The organism is Humibacillus xanthopallidus (assembly GCF_006717145.1).
Classification (GTDB): domain Bacteria; phylum Actinomycetota; class Actinomycetes; order Actinomycetales; family Dermatophilaceae; genus Humibacillus; species Humibacillus xanthopallidus.
The window spans coordinates 1,605,641-1,619,535 of the sequence record NZ_VFQF01000001.1 but is presented as its reverse complement, the minus strand read 5'-3'; the positions used below and the strand labels follow the sequence as shown (position 1 = coordinate 1,619,535).

Here is a 13,895-nt window from a genome sequence, read left to right as displayed (position 1 = left end):
AGTCGCCCCAGTCGGCTCAGTCGGGGCAGGGCGGGCAGTTCGGCGGGGTCGCGACCACCGTCACGCGGGTGGTGACCGCGGGGTGGTTGTCGGGGTCCGGAGGTGTCGGGTTGTGACCCCACGTGATGGTGATGTCGGCCGAGAAGCCTTGCTGCGCACTGTTGCCCGACGATGCGACGAACTCGGTGGCGACCGAGCCGTTGGCCGGCACCGTGATGGGCAGGGGCGGCACGGAGAACTGGAACGACAGCTGCGTGCCGCTGATGTTGGCGATGCTCACCGTGTAGATGTAGATGGTCTTCGAGGTCGGGTTGGCGATCTGGAAGTAGAGCGAGTAGCCCTTCGGGCGCGAGCTGCAGCTGTTGCCCGGGTACTTGCAGGCAGAGATGAAGGTCGGAACCGGTCCGGAGCCCGAGGCTGCCAGGGCGGGTGCCGCCGAAGCGACGGCGACTGCCGGCACGGACCAGGCGATGCCCTTGGCGACGGACCGGCGGGACACGCCCGAAGGTGGGCGTGACGAATCAGCATTCATGGTGTTGCCCCCGAGAAGTAGTCATCAGCACCAGGTGGTGCCACGCGCCACTCTAGTTGACCGGGGTTGGTCCCGGCCCGAGCTATGCTCGACCCCGTCCCTCCACCCCTGCCGGATCGTCGTCGATGCCACCTGCCACGAGCACCACGCCCCCCTCCACCATCGAGCTCCCCGCCATCCCCGAGCACGGCCGATCGGGCCCCGTACGCCTTCCGCGTGACACCCGCGCCGCGCTCGTCGCAGCGGCGGGCGAGCGCCTCGTCATCCATGCCACCGCGGACCCCGACGTCGTCACCATCGGCGCGACGAGCTGGGTTGGTGCGCTTGCGGTGCCCGGCCTCGTCGTGCGGGTCATGCCGCGCGTCTCGGTCACCAACTTCTTCGCGATGCTCGGGGCCGGGGTGTCGCCCGAGGCCTTCGAGCACGAGCACGTCACGTGGAGCGACACCGACGAGCTCATCGACGGGGTGGCCTATTTCGCGATCCGGCTGATCGACAGCGCGACGATGCGCGGGCTCGTGCACGGCTACGTCGCCCGTGACGAGCGGATGCGCACGATCCGTGGCCGGCTCCTCGTCGAGGAGTTCGCGCGCCGTCCGTGGGCTGCCGCCGAACCCCAATGCCGCTACGACGACTTCACGGCCGACATCGTGGAGAACCAGCTCTTCCGCTGCACCCTCCAGGCGATGCTCTCCTGGCCGCAGCTCGCACCGCAGGTGCGCCGTGAGGCGCTTCGCGTCATGGGCCGTTTCGAGGGCGTCTCCGACACCCCCGCCACACGGCATACGACCCCGGTGGCGGTGACGCGTCTCAACGAGCACTACGAGGACGCCATGCGCCTGTCGAGGCTCGTGCTGCAGGCGATGTCGCTGAGCCACGAGGCCGGCGACCAGCAGGCCAACAGCCTCATGGTCGACATGGACGACCTCTTCCGGCGCTGGATCGTCCAGGAGCTCGACCTGCGTCTCGCGCCGGACCTGCGCATCGACGGTGACGAGGACGTGTGGCTCGACGAGGGGCGCGCCGTCACGATGGCTCCCGACCTCGTCGTGAGGCGGGGGAGCGAGGTCGTGCTCGTCGGTGACGCGAAGTACTCCGTGGGCGCCGACGGCTACCTTGCGTCGCGCGACTACCTCGAGCTCATCGCGTACACGGCGGCCATGGGCCAGTCGACCGGACTGCTCGTGCACTGCAACAGCGACCGGTCGCCGGAGTCGGAGATTGTCATCCGCAACGCAGGCACGCGCATCCTGTGTCGCCCGATCCGTCTCGACGGGTCGTATGCCGCCGTGTGCCGTTCGCTCGATGGCTTGGCTGATCTGGTGCGTGAGCTTGCCGAGACCCCAACGGAATTCGAGATCCCGGTTCTTGTGCGGGCCCACCGCTGAGGGTCGGCCGTCTCCGCGCTGCCGAATATCGTCGTGGCTCAACGCGTTTGATCCGTGACAGCACACGACTTCCAGTCCTACGCTTGGTAGTACCGACAGGGACCTGCCGGAACGTCGTCGAGTTCTGGAGTTGATCGCATGAGCACAACCCATCGAGACATCGCCGAACCCGTTGGCAGCGCCGCTGCCGACGGTGTGATCTATCAGGAGGACGTCGTCCGTTCCGTGTGGGCGCGTCGGCTCCTCGCGGGCCTCCGGCTCGTCCTCGGCTTCACCTTCTTCTGGCCCTTCCTCGACAAGCTCTTCGGCCTCGGCTACGCCACCCCGTCTGCCAAGGCCTGGATCCACGGCGGCACGCCCGCCCAGGGCTTCATGAAGAACGCCGAGGGTCCGTTCGCCGGCTTCTTCAAGAGCATCGCCGGCGGGTGGGCCGACTGGCTCTTCATGCTGGGGCTGCTCGGGATCGGCGTCGCTCTGCTCGCCGGCGCAGGCCTCAAGCTGGCAGCGTGGACCGGCGCGCTGCTGCTGCTCATGATGTATCTCGCCGAGTTCCCGCTCGGCCAGCAGGGCATGACCAACCCGCTCGTCGACAGCCACTGGATCGAGGCGCTCGGCATCGCCGTGTGCGCCGCGACCTACGCAGGTGACACCTGGGGACTCGGCAGGTGGTGGGGCCGCATCGTCGGCAACGGCATCCTGCGCTGAGGCGCGACGTCCCACACTTCCTCAGGCCGCACACCCCCGGGCGCCGACAGCCCGGGGGTGTGTCATGTCGCGGGCTGGGCCGAGCTGGGCCCGGTCGCGGAATGACTGCCAGATCACACCCGGATGGGTCGCACCTGTCACTCACCCATTACTACGCTGTGTAGTACCGACAGAGTAGCTGCCGGAACCACCCGAGTTCTGGAGTTGATCACCATGACCACCCACGACAGCCGCCCAGGCACCACCGCCTCCAGCGCTGACTTCCACGACCCCACCAAGGGCGTCGTCACCTTCCAGGAGGAGGTCGTCCGCTCGAGCATCGCCCGCAAGTTCCTCGCCGGCCTGCGCATCGTGCTGGGCTTCACCTTCTTCTGGGCCTTCATCGACAAGATGTTCGGCCTCGGCTACGCCACCCCGGCCGCCAAGGCCTGGATCCACGGCGGCACCCCCGCCCAAGGGTTCATGAAGAACGCCGAAGGCCCCTTCGGCTCCTTCTTCAAGAACATCGCCGGCCCGTGGGCCGACTGGCTGTTCATGGCCGGCCTGCTCGGCATCGGCGTGGCCCTGCTCGCCGGCGCCGGCCTGAAGATCGCCGCCTGGACCGGCGCGCTGCTGCTGGCCCTGATGTACCTGGCCGAGTTCCCGCTCGGACAGTCGGGCATGACCAACCCGCTCGTCGACAGCCACTGGATCGAGGCCCTCGGCATCGCCGTCGTGGCCACGACCCTCGCCGGAGACACCTGGGGTCTCGGCAAGTGGTGGGGCCGCCATGTCGGTAACGGCTTCCTGAGGTGAGCGGGCGGGTGGCCGGGTCGTCCCTGACCCGGTCGCCCCCGCGGGGAAGAGCACCCCGCAAGCGAGGCGGTCCGTCTGGACCGCCTCGCTCCCTGTCCGGCGGGGGCGGGTTGCCCGTCAGTCGTCAGGGGTGAAGGCGCAGAACTCGTTGCCGGCGGGGTCGACCATGACCGTCCAGCCGATGCCGTCGTCGCCCTTCTCGCGCAGCGGCATCGCGCCCTCCGACACCAGCGCGCCGAGGTCATCGGTCATGACGTCGATGTGGATCCGGTTCTTGGCCGTCTTGTCCTCGGGCACGGGCTGGAAGACGATCGACTCGAAGGGCGCGCCGTCGATGTCCTCGACGCAGCTCCACCCCTCCTCGCGCACGACTCTGCCGCCGAGGACCGTCGCCCACCACTGCGCGACGCGGTGCGCTGCCGCGACGTCGCCCGTGACATCCCAGACGAGCTCGTAGAAGCCGCCGTCGACAGGAGCATCGCGCACGAAGACGCAGAACTCCTGGCCGTCCGGGTCGCCCAGCACGGTCCAGCGCGGCTGCTCGTCGATGACGTGCGCTCCTGCCGCCAGGGCCGCATCGAGCGACTCGGCACGCACGTCGAGGTGCAGGCGGTTCTTGACGCCCTTGGGCTCGCTCACCTCGTTGACCCACACGATCACCTGGTCGCCGCGACTCAGGCTGGCGTCGCCGTCGTCGTGCAGGTGGGCGTCGAGCCCGAGCACCCCCGCCCAGAAGCCGGCCAACGCATGGGCGTCGGACGCATCGATGCACAGGTCCTTGTAGGTCGCGAGGGGCATGGGCCGACGGTAGCGCGGTGGGGCCGGGGTCACTGTCGGAGCCGGACGGCATACTCGCTGGCATGCAGCGCATCGACGGCCATCTCGTGCTCAGTCCGACAGACCTGACCAAGCACGTGGCCTGCGCGCACATCACGACCCTCGACCTCGAGGCCCTCGACGCCGGGCACTCCCGCGCCGCGGGCGTCGACGACTCGCTCAACCTCGTCTTCACCAAGGGCCTGGCGCACGAGCGCGACTACCTCGCCCGGCTGCGCTCCGAGGGCCGGCACATCGAGGACATCGCGGCTCTCGGGCTCAAGGGGGCCGCCGCCGAGGCTGCGACGGTCGACGCGATGCGTCGCGGCGTCGACGTCGTCTACCAGGCGACCTTCTACGACGGTCACTGGGTCGGGCTCGCCGACTTCCTCCTTCGCGTCGACCTCCCGGAGGGCGAGCTCAGCACCTTCGGCACCTGGCGCTACGACATCGCCGACACCAAGCTCGCCCGCCGCCTCAAGGTCCCTGCGCTCCTCCAGATGGCCACGTATGCCGCCCGCCTCGAGACGCTGCAAGGCGTGCCGCCGCAGTGGCTGACCGTCGTCACCGGTGACCAGGAGCAGCACCCGTGGCGGCTGATGGACGTCGCGCCCTACGCGAGGCGTCGCCGGGCCGAGCTGCTCGACGCGATCGCCAGTCCGCGTGAGACCGAGTCGGCCCGCGTCCAGCACTGCGGCCAGTGTCGCTGGAAGGAGCGCTGTGCCCAGGAGTGGCTGGACCGCGACGACCTCATCCAGGTCGCCGGCATGCGACCGGACCATCGGGCGGCGCTCATCGACCTCGGCATCCCGACCCTGCGCGCCCTGGCCGAGTCCAGCGACGACCAGCTCGCCGGCACGCTGTCGCTGGCGACCCGGCGCCGGCTCCTCCAGCAGGCGCGCCTGCAGCTCGCGGAGCGCGAGACCGGGGCCCCTCGCTTCGAGCTCCTGGAGCCGTACTCGGTCATCCGTCAGCACGACGGCACGGAGCGACGCGTTCCACGAGGACTGGCGCTGCTGCCCGAGCCGCACGAGGGTGATGTCTACCTCGACTTCGAGGGCGACCCGTGGGCCGAGGGCGGCGCGGGTCGCGAGTACCTCGCCGGCATCTGGACGAGGCAGGGCGAGTTCGTCGAGTTCTGGGCCCACGACTTCGACGAGGAGGGGCGCCTGACGACCGACCTGCTCGACTGGCTCACCGAGCGCTGGGCGCGCTTCCCCGGCATGCACGTCTACCACTACGCGCCGTACGAGACGACCGCGCTCAAGCGCCTCGTCGGGCAGCATGCCACCCGAGAGGCCGAACTCGACCAGCTCCTGCGCCACGAGGTGTTCGTCGACCTCTACGGCGTCGTGCGGCAGGGCCTGCGCATCAGCAAGGGCTCCTACTCCATCAAGAAGCTCGAGGAGTTCTACTGGGGCCACGTGCGGTCGAGCGACGGCGAGGGCGTGGCCGACGGGCTGTCGTCCGTGGTCGAGTACGAACGCTGGCTCGCCGGACGCCATGACGGCGACCCCGACCAGTCCATCCTCGACGACATCCGTCGCTACAACGAGGAGGACGTCCGCTCGACCCTCGCGCTGCACGAGTGGCTCGAGAGCCGTCGCGCCGACCTCGAGGCGGACGGGCACGTGCTGACGCGGCCGGTTCCGCAGCAGCCCAAGGAGATCGGCGACGCGGAGCGAGCCGAGATCGAGCTCGCGGAGCGGCTCGTCGACGGCGGACATGAGCTGCTGGCCGGTCTCGTGGGTTGGCACCGTCGAGAGAAGCGACCCGAGTGGTGGGACTACTTCCGCTACAAGGACCTCGAGACCGTCGAGCTCGTCGAGGATCCCGTCGCCGTCGGTGGCCTCACCGGCGTCGAGCTCGTCGAGAGGGTGAAGCGTTCCAACGTCTGGCGCTACACGTTCCCGCCCCAGGACTGCCGACCGTCGCTGGGCCAGTACATCTCCGACGTCGACACGCACGAGACGGTCGGCAAGGCCCTCGACGTCGACGCAGAGGCCGGCTGGATCACCGTCTCGATGGGCGCGACCAAGGAGCCGCCGATGCCCCGAGGGCTCGGCAAGCCGGGCCCGATCATGGACCAGGTGCTGCGCGAGAGCATCGCCCGCACCGGGCAGTGCGCTCTGGCCGGCGGCAGCAACCTCGCGACGCGCCTCATCGACCGGGTCGTCCCGTCGGCAGCGGAGCTGCTGGCCCGACCCCTTGAGGCGCCCAAGGACGTCGTCGTGAGGGTGGGGCGCCACCTGGACGGCGAGGTGCTCGCCGTCCAGGGCCCTCCTGGCACCGGCAAGACGTTCGCCGGCTCAGCGCTGATCCGCGAGCTGCTCGACGCCGGTCTGCGCGTCGGTGTGACCGCCCAGTCCCACGCCGTCGTGCTCAACCTGCTCGACGAGGTGGCACGTCCGGCGTGGCACAAGGACGGCACCAACGTCGAGGAGGGCGGCAACGAGCCCGACGACCCCAACGCCCTGATCCACCACACGAGCGACAACGCCGCCATCGCCGAGGCTCTCGGCTCCGGGGCAGCAACGCTGGTGGGAGGCACGGCCTGGCTCTGGTCGCGTGACGACATGGTCGACTCGGTCGACGTCCTCGTCATCGACGAGGCAGGGCAGTTCTCGCTTGCCAACGCGGTCGCGGTGGCGCCGGCCGCGAGATCCCTTGTCCTGCTGGGTGATCCACAGCAGCTGACCCAGCCCACCAAGGCAGTGCACCCCTACGGCTCCGGTGTCTCGGCGCTCGACCACCTGCGCGTCACGGTGGAGGGCGAGCACGAGGTGGTCCACGACGTCATCCCTGCCGACCGCGGTGTCTTCCTCGACTCGACCTATCGCATGCACCCGAGCCTCACGGCCTTCGTCTCGGAGCTCGCCTACGAGGGGCGCTTGGAGTCGGCCCCCGGTCGCGAGCGGTTGGCCGTCGATGCACCCGGCGCGCTCTCGGGCGATGGGTTGCGGTGGGTGCCCGTCGAGCACACCGTGCTCTGCGACCAGTCGAGCACCGAGGAGGCCGCGGTCGTCCGCGCCCTCATCGACGGTCTCCTGCTGGGAGAGTGGACCGATGCCTCGGGAGCGACGGCGCCGATGACCCTCGGCGACATCCTCGTCGTCGCCCCCTACAACGAGCACGTAGCTGCGCTGCGCGAGGCTCTGCCAGACGGTGCCCGCGTCGGCACGGTCGACAAGTTCCAGGGCCAGCAGGGGGCGGTCGTCATCTACACGATGGGTAGCACGAGCGCGGCCCTCGCCCCTCGCGGCGTCGGCTTTCTCTACGACCTGCACCGGCTCAACGTCGCGGTCTCACGGGCGAAGGCGCTCGCCGTCATCGTCGGCAGTCCGCTTCTGCTTGACGCCGAGGTGCACACGCCCGCTGACCTGCGCGCCGTCAACGCCCTGTGCCGCTACGTCGACGAGGCCAAGACGGTCCAGACGGTCTAGGGGCGGTGCGGCACCGTGTCGAGGTCCTTCTCGATGACCTCGCGGTCCTCGTCCTGCGCGATCGACGCGCACGCTGTGCGCGCACGCGCCACGAAGTCCTCCGCGGCATCCCAGTCGCCGGCGACGGCCGACGCCCGGGCCGACGCCTCGAGGGCGGCGGCGAGGTCCCAGTCCGCGACGGGCTGTGACTCGGCGATCGTCACGTAGCGGTCTGCGTGGTAGGCCGCCGCGTCCGGCTGGGCCATCACGGCGTGGACGCGCGAGCAGAGCCAGTGGCCGCGACCGAGGTTCTGCGGCTGCACGTCTGGAGCCTGGCTCCAGTGGTGCATCGAGGCATGGGCGGCCGCGATCATCGCGTCGTCCTCCTCGGGTGTGCGGTCGTCGCGGTCGAGCAGGGCCCAGGTCGCGTTGTAGAGGTCGACACCCAGCCGACGGTGATCGACCTGACTCGTCTCGGTCTCACTCATGCACGGCACGCTAGCCCGTCACCCGACCCATCGGCACACCTGGCCCCGCCGGACCTGCCCCACCCGACCCCACCCGCCCAACCCCCGTTCGAGGTGATGGCGTCACCGACGTGGGGCTCGGGATCACCTCGAATCGGGGCACACGGCATACCGGGTCGAGGTGATGGCGGCACCGGCGTGGGGTCCGGGATCACCTCGAATCGGGGCACACGGCATACCGGGTCGAGGTGATGGCGGCACCGGCGTGGGGTCCGGGATCACCTCGAATCGGGGCACACGGCATACCGGGTCGAGGTGATGGCGGCACCGGCGTGGGGCTCGGGATCACCTCGAACCGGGGGATGGTGCGCGTGGGGAGGGGGAGGAGTGGTGCGGGCGGGTCAGGCGCCGTGGGCGGCGACGTGCCAGAGGCGGCCCTCGCCGCGGATGTGGGGCATCGCCTGGCGGATCGAGCGCTCGGCGAGCTCGGGAGCGACACCGAGGTCGACGGCATACCGCAGTGCCACGGCGGGGGTGCGCTGACCTCCCTGGCGGCAGTGGACGAGCACGCGCTTGCCCTCGGCCCGGAACTGTCGCAGCGCCGACGACACGTCGTCGAGGACGAAGTCGAGATGGGGGTTCGACTCCTCCTCGTCGTCGTCGTTGATCCAGAACTCGATGTGGTCGCGCGCGCTCATGCCATCGGCCGGGATGTCGTGCAGGCCGAGCGGACAGAGCGAGACCACGGCGTGCACGCCCAGCTCACGCACCCGCGAGAGGTCCGAGATGGTGCCGAGCACGATGTCCGGGTCGATCGGGTGCGCCAGCCCGAGCAACGGGATCTCGGGATCGCTCATCGAGGCCACCGACGGCCACTTGCCGTGGCGGCGCCCGCCGGCGGAGGTCGACACAGCGAGCTCGACGAGGTCGTGGGCCCGCAGACCCGGCCATCCGTGGACCATCCGGCGCCACTGGGTCGGCACGGCCGACGCCCCGTAGCGCGCCCCGAGCAGCGACCCGGCGATGGCCGCGACCGTGTCGGTGTCATGACCGGCCCGCACGGCCGCCTGGAGCCCGCGCTGGAGGTGCATGGCGGATGCGTCCCCGCGGTCCGTCGAGGTGATGGCCGCCCAGGCCGCCTGAAGAGCCGTGACGGTGTAGCCGTTGTTGGGGAACTGCCCAGGGTCGGCCGCGGTCGCCTCCTCGATCCAGTCGCCCCAGCGGCCGGCATACGCCGGGGTTACGAGGTCCAGGCCGGCCGCGAGGTCGAGGCGCCCCTCGGTGACGGCGAGACGGATGGCCTCGGACCAGAGCACCGACGAGTCACCGGCGAGGGGGTCGGCATGGGTGAGCTGCGCGACCGCCCGTGCCGCGGCGGCCGTCGCCTGCCGATCGTGGACGCGCGCCAGCCCGACGATCGAGGTGCGCATCAGGGCGCCGTTGCCGGCCGTGCGGCCGGTGCGCGTGTGCAGCTGTTCGCTCGCCCGCGTGAGCCGCTCGTGCGGGCGGCCGGGGAGATCCTCGGCCTCGGTGAGCACGGCCCGGGTCTGCGTTCCGATGTCGGTGGCACCCCCGGCCAGCCAGGCCGTGAACGCCTCCGCGACCTGGTCGAGGGCATCCGGCGAGGTGAGGTCGCTTCCCTGCGCCGCAACCTGGGCGACGCACAGCGTCATCTGGGTGTCGTCGCTCCACTCGCCCGGGTCGTAGGGGCCGAGACCGCCACCCTTCATGACCGCCTCGCCGATGGGGGGCGCTGCCATCTCGTAGGGGACGCCGAGTGCGTCGCCACACGCCTGGCCGAGGAGGACCCCGGCGGCGCGATCGACGGTGATCGGGCGGATCGGCACTGCGGCTCCTGCGTGGTCGGCGGTCGGTCGTGGCGTCTGGTTGCGGCGTGTGGTGGCGTCAGCCATCCCGCTGCAAACTACCGCGTGCCGCCGGCGCGCCGAGCAGCGTCCCGGGCGCAGGTCCACGTCGTAGGATTCGCGGGTGCTCCAACCGCTCACCGTGGTCGTCCTCGTGGCGACCGGCCTGCTCGCGATCCTCGCGGCCCACCACCTGCTGCGCCGCCGCCTCGTCGATGACCCGATCGTGCTCACGGGCGCGGCCATCGAGGTCGCGCTGCTCGTGCAGCTCGTCGTCGGTCTGACCAACGCCTCGGCGATCGCCGACGGGGCCGAGCGAGCGACGTTCATCGCCTACCTCTTCACCGTCCTCGTCGTCATCCCGGCCACCGTCCTCATCGCCATCAAGGAGAAGACCCAGTGGGCGATGGCGGTCGTGCTCGGCGGCGCGGTCGTCGTCGCCATCCTCGTCGCCCGCCTGCAGCAGGTCTGGAGCCTCCATGCCTGAGCAGCCGCACACCGAGCAGACGCGCACCGAGCAGCAGCCCGCCGAGCGCCCCCACACCGGGCACGGCTTCGGGCGCGTGCTCGTCGCCGTCTACGGCCTGCTGGCCCTCGCGGCGACCGGCCGCTCCATCCTGCAGATCAGCGAGTACTTCGACCGGGCGCCCGTGTCCTACGTGCTCTCGGCGCTCGCCGCTGTGATCTACATCGTCGCGACGATCGGCCTCGCGCGTGGTGACCGCACCTCGGTGCGCCTCGCCACCGTGGCGCTCACCGTGGAGCTCGTGGGCGTGCTCGTCGTCGGCGCCATCTCGTATGCCGTCCCGTCGGCCTTCCCCGACAAGACCGTCTGGTCGCACTTCGGGTCGGGCTACGGCTACGTGCCGCTCCTTCTGCCGCTCGTCGGCCTCTGGTGGATTCGCCGCACGAACCGGGCGTCCGAGGCGGTCGCCCCGGAGCTCGCGGCCCCGGCCGAGTCGGAGTCCTGAGCCTGCGTCGATAGGGTGGCGGCCATGACTGAGCAGACCCCGGCCCCGGGGGCCGGCACGACGACGGACCTGTCGTCGGCGCCCGCCCGACTCCCGCTGACGGTGCGACCGGTGACCGCCGACGAGGCCACCGAGACCCTGCTCGAGCTGGGCGGCAGCTTCCTGCAGACGCTCAACTGGGCGCGGGCCAAGCAGGGCTGGCGGCGCACGCACCTCGGCTGGTTCGACGCGGACGGACGCCGGGTCGGTGCCGGGCTCGTGCTCGCACGCCGCATCCCACGCCTCAAGCGGTCCTACGCCTACCTGCCGGAGGGCCCTGCCCTGCCGTGGGAGACCGTGGCGCACGACCCTGCGGCCTGGCTCGACCCGCTCGTCGCCTGGGCGAAGAACGACGGCGCCTTCGCCCTTCGACTCGGCTTCCCGGTCGTGTCGCGCATCTGGGACCGGGAGCCGGTCAAGAAGCAGGTCGCCGAGGGCGGTCTGCTGAGCTTCACGACGATGCCGAGCGCCGTGGACAGCCCGGTCGCGCGGCGTCTGGAGGCCTGGCTCGACGCCAATCAGTGGCTCTCGATCGGGGGCGACGGGGTCGCCGTCGGGCAGCCGCGGCTGCTCTGCATCGTCGACCTGCGCGGCCGCACCGTTCCCGACCTGTTGAGGTCGATGAACCAGCAGTGGCGCCGCAACGTCAAGAAGGCCGAGAAGTCCGGCGTGCAGGTGCGCACCGCGCTCGCCGAGGGTCTCGACACCTTCTACGACCTCTACGCCGAGTCCGCCGACCGCGACAACTTCCTGCCGCGACCGAAGGCCTACTTCGACCTCATGGCCCGCTCCTTCATGAGCGAGGGCGCCGACAGCCCCGTGCAGGCGTGCTTCTACGAGGCCCACGTCGACGGCGACGTGCTCGCCTCGGCGCTGATGATCCGCTTCGGCCGCACGTTCTCCTACCTCTACGGCGGGTCGACCGAGCGCAACCGTGACGCCCGAGCCTCGAACGCCCTGCAGTGGCAGGCCATGCAGGACGCCGTCGCGGCAGGGTGCGATGCCTACGACTTCCGGGGCTTCAACACCTCGCTCGGCGCGACGAGCCCGCTCACCGGTCTGCTGCTCTTCAAGCTCGGGGCCGGTGCGGATGTCGTCGAGATGGTCGGGGAGCGAGAACTCGTCATCAGCCGCCTCTGGCACTTCGCCTTCGAGAAGGCGATGGCCGCGCGGATCGCGATCAACAAGCGCCGCAAGGCATCTCGCGCGTCGGAGGACGGCGCCGACATCTGACGTCACGGCCCTCGCAGCCTCCGGTACCAGTCACCACGTGACGGTGCAGGCCACCCTGCCCGTTGTCGACGTGTCGAGGGACACGAGCGTCTCGCCGGTATAGACCCGGCACTGCAGCGCCGCGCTGCTCTCGGTGGCGCTCGAGACGGTGACGTCCAGCGATCGTGACGCCGGGCCGGTGTGGACCTCTCTGAGGACCGGCGTGCTCTCGTGGGTCTCCTCGTAGAGCCCGGCTCCGGTGGAGACCTGAGTGAGGACGGCCTCGGGAGAGGGCGCCGTGACCTCGACGCGGAGCACGCTCGTGCCGGCCGGCACCGGCGAGACGGGGGTGTCGGCGCCGATGGGCGCCTTGACCGTGCCGGGGTCGCCGGCGGAGCTGATCCACCCCACCCGTGCCGGATCGGGGGGCGGGTTGCCCCACGGGTCGGGGGGCCCTCCCTGCTCCTGCTCGGAGGAGAAGGTGCCGTCACGCTGGACCGTCATGTCGTCGGGGTTGTTGGCGTTGCTGACGACGAGGAAGATCCCGACGATCGCGGCATACGGCAGCCACGCCGGTCGGCGCCGTCGCGACCGGTCCACGGGCCGGGTGGGCGGCGTGCGGAGCACGACCGGATCGGGCTGCCACGTCGAGGACGGTGGAGCACCCGTGGGTGACGAGTGGTCCGCCCAGGCGTCGGCCGGCAGGCCCGGTGGGCCCGCGGTGCTGGCTGCGTCACCGGTGCCGGCTGCGCCACCGCCTGCCACGGGGTCGGCGGCGGCCTCCGTCGTCTGCTCCGGGAACGCGACGTGGCGGTCCTGCTGCGGGTCGGGGAGGGCCGGGCGGCTGCTGTCGGACACGTGACCTCAGCGCCCCGTCGCCCAGGCGGAGTCCGTGACGTTGCACTGGACGCTGCGGGTGCCGACCGACGTGGTCAGCACGACGTCGCCGGCATACACGGTGCACCGCATCGCACGCGGCCCGCGGTAGCCGTGGTCGCTCGCCGAGATCGAGACGTAGGCATCGGTGCTCGTGATCGGGATCGTCGCACCGAAGGGGAGCCGTGTGTCCTCGAGGCGGGTCACCGCCGTGTCGCTGTAGAGGCGCACGTCGGCGATGCGCTCCGAGCCCTGGATCTCCACCCGAAGCTCGGTAACGGTCGACGGGACGGACGGCACCGAGCTGGGCTCGACCGTGAGGGGGGTGAAGGCCACCTGCTCTCGTTCCTCACGGTCTGCGACCGACGCCCGGTCGGAGCTGTTGCTCACCAGGGCGATGACGGCGGCGAGCAGCATGGGTATGCCGACGAGGGCGACGAACACGGCGGTGAAGGTGATGGTGGCCTTGCGACGCGCCGTCCTCAGCGGCGTGGAGCGAGTCCGGGCCTTTGGCGCGGCGGGCGGCGTCGGCCGGTCGGGCTGGTCGCCCTGGTCGAAGGCCGAGAAGCGGTCGGCCGTCGGGTCGGGTCGCGATGGCGGGTCGGTCACAAATCCCCCTGATTCGGTCACGGTGCGTCCATCCAACCATCGAGCGGTCCTGATGGGCCGTAGCGGTGGTGACGCCGTGGTGAGGCGTTGGTGAGGCGGCGTGCACCTGTCTGAGCAGGCCGCGCACCATGCGGTTCCCCTCGGTGTGGCATGCGTTCGCGCGCACCCCGGGAAACCCGTGCGACCCACCGGCCGGGC

13 protein-coding genes are annotated in these 13,895 nt (G+C 70.8%); 7 read left to right on the top strand and 6 right to left on the bottom strand.

Annotated elements, in window-relative coordinates; translation table 11 throughout:
- Positions 1-16: 16 nt before the first annotated feature.
- On the bottom strand, positions 17-499 hold the full coding sequence (locus FHX52_RS07190; protein ID WP_141821188.1) for a hypothetical protein: 483 nt from the start codon (positions 497-499) through the stop codon (positions 17-19).
- 158 nt (positions 500-657) lie between these two features.
- On the opposite strand from FHX52_RS07190, the gene FHX52_RS07185 reads away from it, so the two are divergent.
- The 3 genes from FHX52_RS07185 to FHX52_RS07175 all read left to right on the top strand — a co-directional run bounded on the left by FHX52_RS07185 (position 658) and on the right by FHX52_RS07175 (position 3,420).
- A complete protein-coding gene (locus tag FHX52_RS07185) occupies positions 658-1,920 on the top strand; it encodes an McrC family protein (protein ID WP_141821186.1) in 1,263 nt (420 codons plus the stop codon).
- A gap of 138 nt (positions 1,921-2,058) precedes the next feature.
- Complete coding sequence (locus FHX52_RS07180) at positions 2,059-2,625, top strand: DoxX family protein (protein WP_221630512.1); 567 nt, start codon at positions 2,059-2,061, stop codon at positions 2,623-2,625.
- Positions 2,626-2,838: 213 nt separating this feature from the next.
- Positions 2,839-3,420 (top strand): DoxX family protein, encoded by a 582-nt coding sequence (locus FHX52_RS07175; protein ID WP_141821184.1) that lies wholly within the window; start codon positions 2,839-2,841, stop codon positions 3,418-3,420.
- Positions 3,421-3,537: 117 nt separating this feature from the next.
- Here the strand turns inward: FHX52_RS07175 and FHX52_RS07170 are convergent, their stop codons facing one another.
- Complete coding sequence (locus tag FHX52_RS07170) at positions 3,538-4,218, bottom strand: VOC family protein (protein ID WP_141821181.1); 681 nt, start codon at positions 4,216-4,218, stop codon at positions 3,538-3,540.
- 62 nt (positions 4,219-4,280) lie between these two features.
- Here FHX52_RS07170 and FHX52_RS07165 point away from each other — a divergent pair, with 62 nt between their 5' ends.
- Complete coding sequence (locus FHX52_RS07165) at positions 4,281-7,679, top strand: TM0106 family RecB-like putative nuclease (RefSeq protein ID WP_141821170.1); 3,399 nt, start codon at positions 4,281-4,283, stop codon at positions 7,677-7,679.
- On the opposite strand, the gene FHX52_RS07160 is transcribed toward FHX52_RS07165, so the two are convergent.
- Together FHX52_RS07160 and FHX52_RS07155 are read right to left on the bottom strand one after the other, a co-directional pair.
- Positions 7,676-8,146, bottom strand: a complete 471-nt coding sequence (locus FHX52_RS07160) for a hypothetical protein (RefSeq protein ID WP_141821168.1) — start codon at positions 8,144-8,146, stop codon at positions 7,676-7,678. The genes FHX52_RS07165 and FHX52_RS07160 overlap by 4 nt on opposite strands.
- A 380-nt stretch (positions 8,147-8,526) precedes the next feature.
- Positions 8,527-10,038 carry an ADP-ribosylglycohydrolase family protein gene (locus FHX52_RS07155; protein ID WP_185747107.1) on the bottom strand — a complete coding sequence of 504 codons (1,512 nt, stop codon included), beginning with the start codon at positions 10,036-10,038 and terminating at the stop codon, positions 8,527-8,529.
- 76 nt (positions 10,039-10,114) lie between these two features.
- Here FHX52_RS07155 and FHX52_RS07150 point away from each other — a divergent pair, with 76 nt between their 5' ends.
- Genes FHX52_RS07150 through FHX52_RS07140 form a run of 3 tightly spaced genes read left to right on the top strand, consistent with a single transcriptional unit; the run spans position 10,115 to position 12,233 of the window.
- Positions 10,115-10,477, top strand: coding sequence for a hypothetical protein (locus FHX52_RS07150; protein ID WP_141821166.1), 363 nt, complete (start codon positions 10,115-10,117; stop codon positions 10,475-10,477).
- The gene (locus FHX52_RS07145) at positions 10,470-10,961 is read left to right on the top strand and encodes a hypothetical protein (protein ID WP_246069653.1); all 492 of its coding nucleotides are present in this window, start codon (positions 10,470-10,472) and stop codon (positions 10,959-10,961) included. The genes FHX52_RS07150 and FHX52_RS07145 overlap by 8 nt, the downstream gene beginning before the upstream one ends.
- Positions 10,962-10,985: 24 nt before the next feature.
- Positions 10,986-12,233: a lipid II:glycine glycyltransferase FemX gene (locus FHX52_RS07140; RefSeq protein ID WP_141821164.1), complete on the top strand. Its 1,248-nt coding sequence runs from the start codon at positions 10,986-10,988 to the stop codon at positions 12,231-12,233.
- Between the two features lie 30 nt (positions 12,234-12,263).
- Here FHX52_RS07140 and FHX52_RS07135 read toward each other — a convergent pair whose 3' ends face one another.
- The gene (locus FHX52_RS07135; RefSeq protein WP_141821162.1) at positions 12,264-13,070 is read right to left on the bottom strand and encodes a hypothetical protein; all 807 of its coding nucleotides are present in this window, start codon (positions 13,068-13,070) and stop codon (positions 12,264-12,266) included.
- 6 nt (positions 13,071-13,076) lie between these two features.
- The gene (locus FHX52_RS07130) at positions 13,077-13,697 is read right to left on the bottom strand and encodes a hypothetical protein (protein WP_221630511.1); all 621 of its coding nucleotides are present in this window, start codon (positions 13,695-13,697) and stop codon (positions 13,077-13,079) included.
- Between the last annotated feature and the right edge of the window lie 198 nt (positions 13,698-13,895).

Coding starts and splice junctions, on each gene's coding strand:
- FHX52_RS07175 (WP_141821184.1), top strand. CDS start 2,839: ATGACCACCCACGACAGCCGCCCAGGCACCACCGCCTCCAGCGCTGAC.
- FHX52_RS07165 (WP_141821170.1), top strand. CDS start 4,281: ATGCAGCGCATCGACGGCCATCTCGTGCTCAGTCCGACAGACCTGACC.
- FHX52_RS07180 (WP_221630512.1), top strand. CDS start 2,059: ATGAGCACAACCCATCGAGACATCGCCGAACCCGTTGGCAGCGCCGCT.
- FHX52_RS07140 (WP_141821164.1), top strand. CDS start 10,986: ATGACTGAGCAGACCCCGGCCCCGGGGGCCGGCACGACGACGGACCTG.
- FHX52_RS07170 (WP_141821181.1), bottom strand. CDS start 4,218: ATGCCCCTCGCGACCTACAAGGACCTGTGCATCGATGCGTCCGACGCC.
- FHX52_RS07155 (WP_185747107.1), bottom strand. CDS start 10,038: ATGGCTGACGCCACCACACGCCGCAACCAGACGCCACGACCGACCGCC.
- FHX52_RS07145 (WP_246069653.1), top strand. CDS start 10,470: ATGCCTGAGCAGCCGCACACCGAGCAGACGCGCACCGAGCAGCAGCCC.
- FHX52_RS07160 (WP_141821168.1), bottom strand. CDS start 8,146: ATGAGTGAGACCGAGACGAGTCAGGTCGATCACCGTCGGCTGGGTGTC.
- FHX52_RS07185 (WP_141821186.1), top strand. CDS start 658: ATGCCACCTGCCACGAGCACCACGCCCCCCTCCACCATCGAGCTCCCC.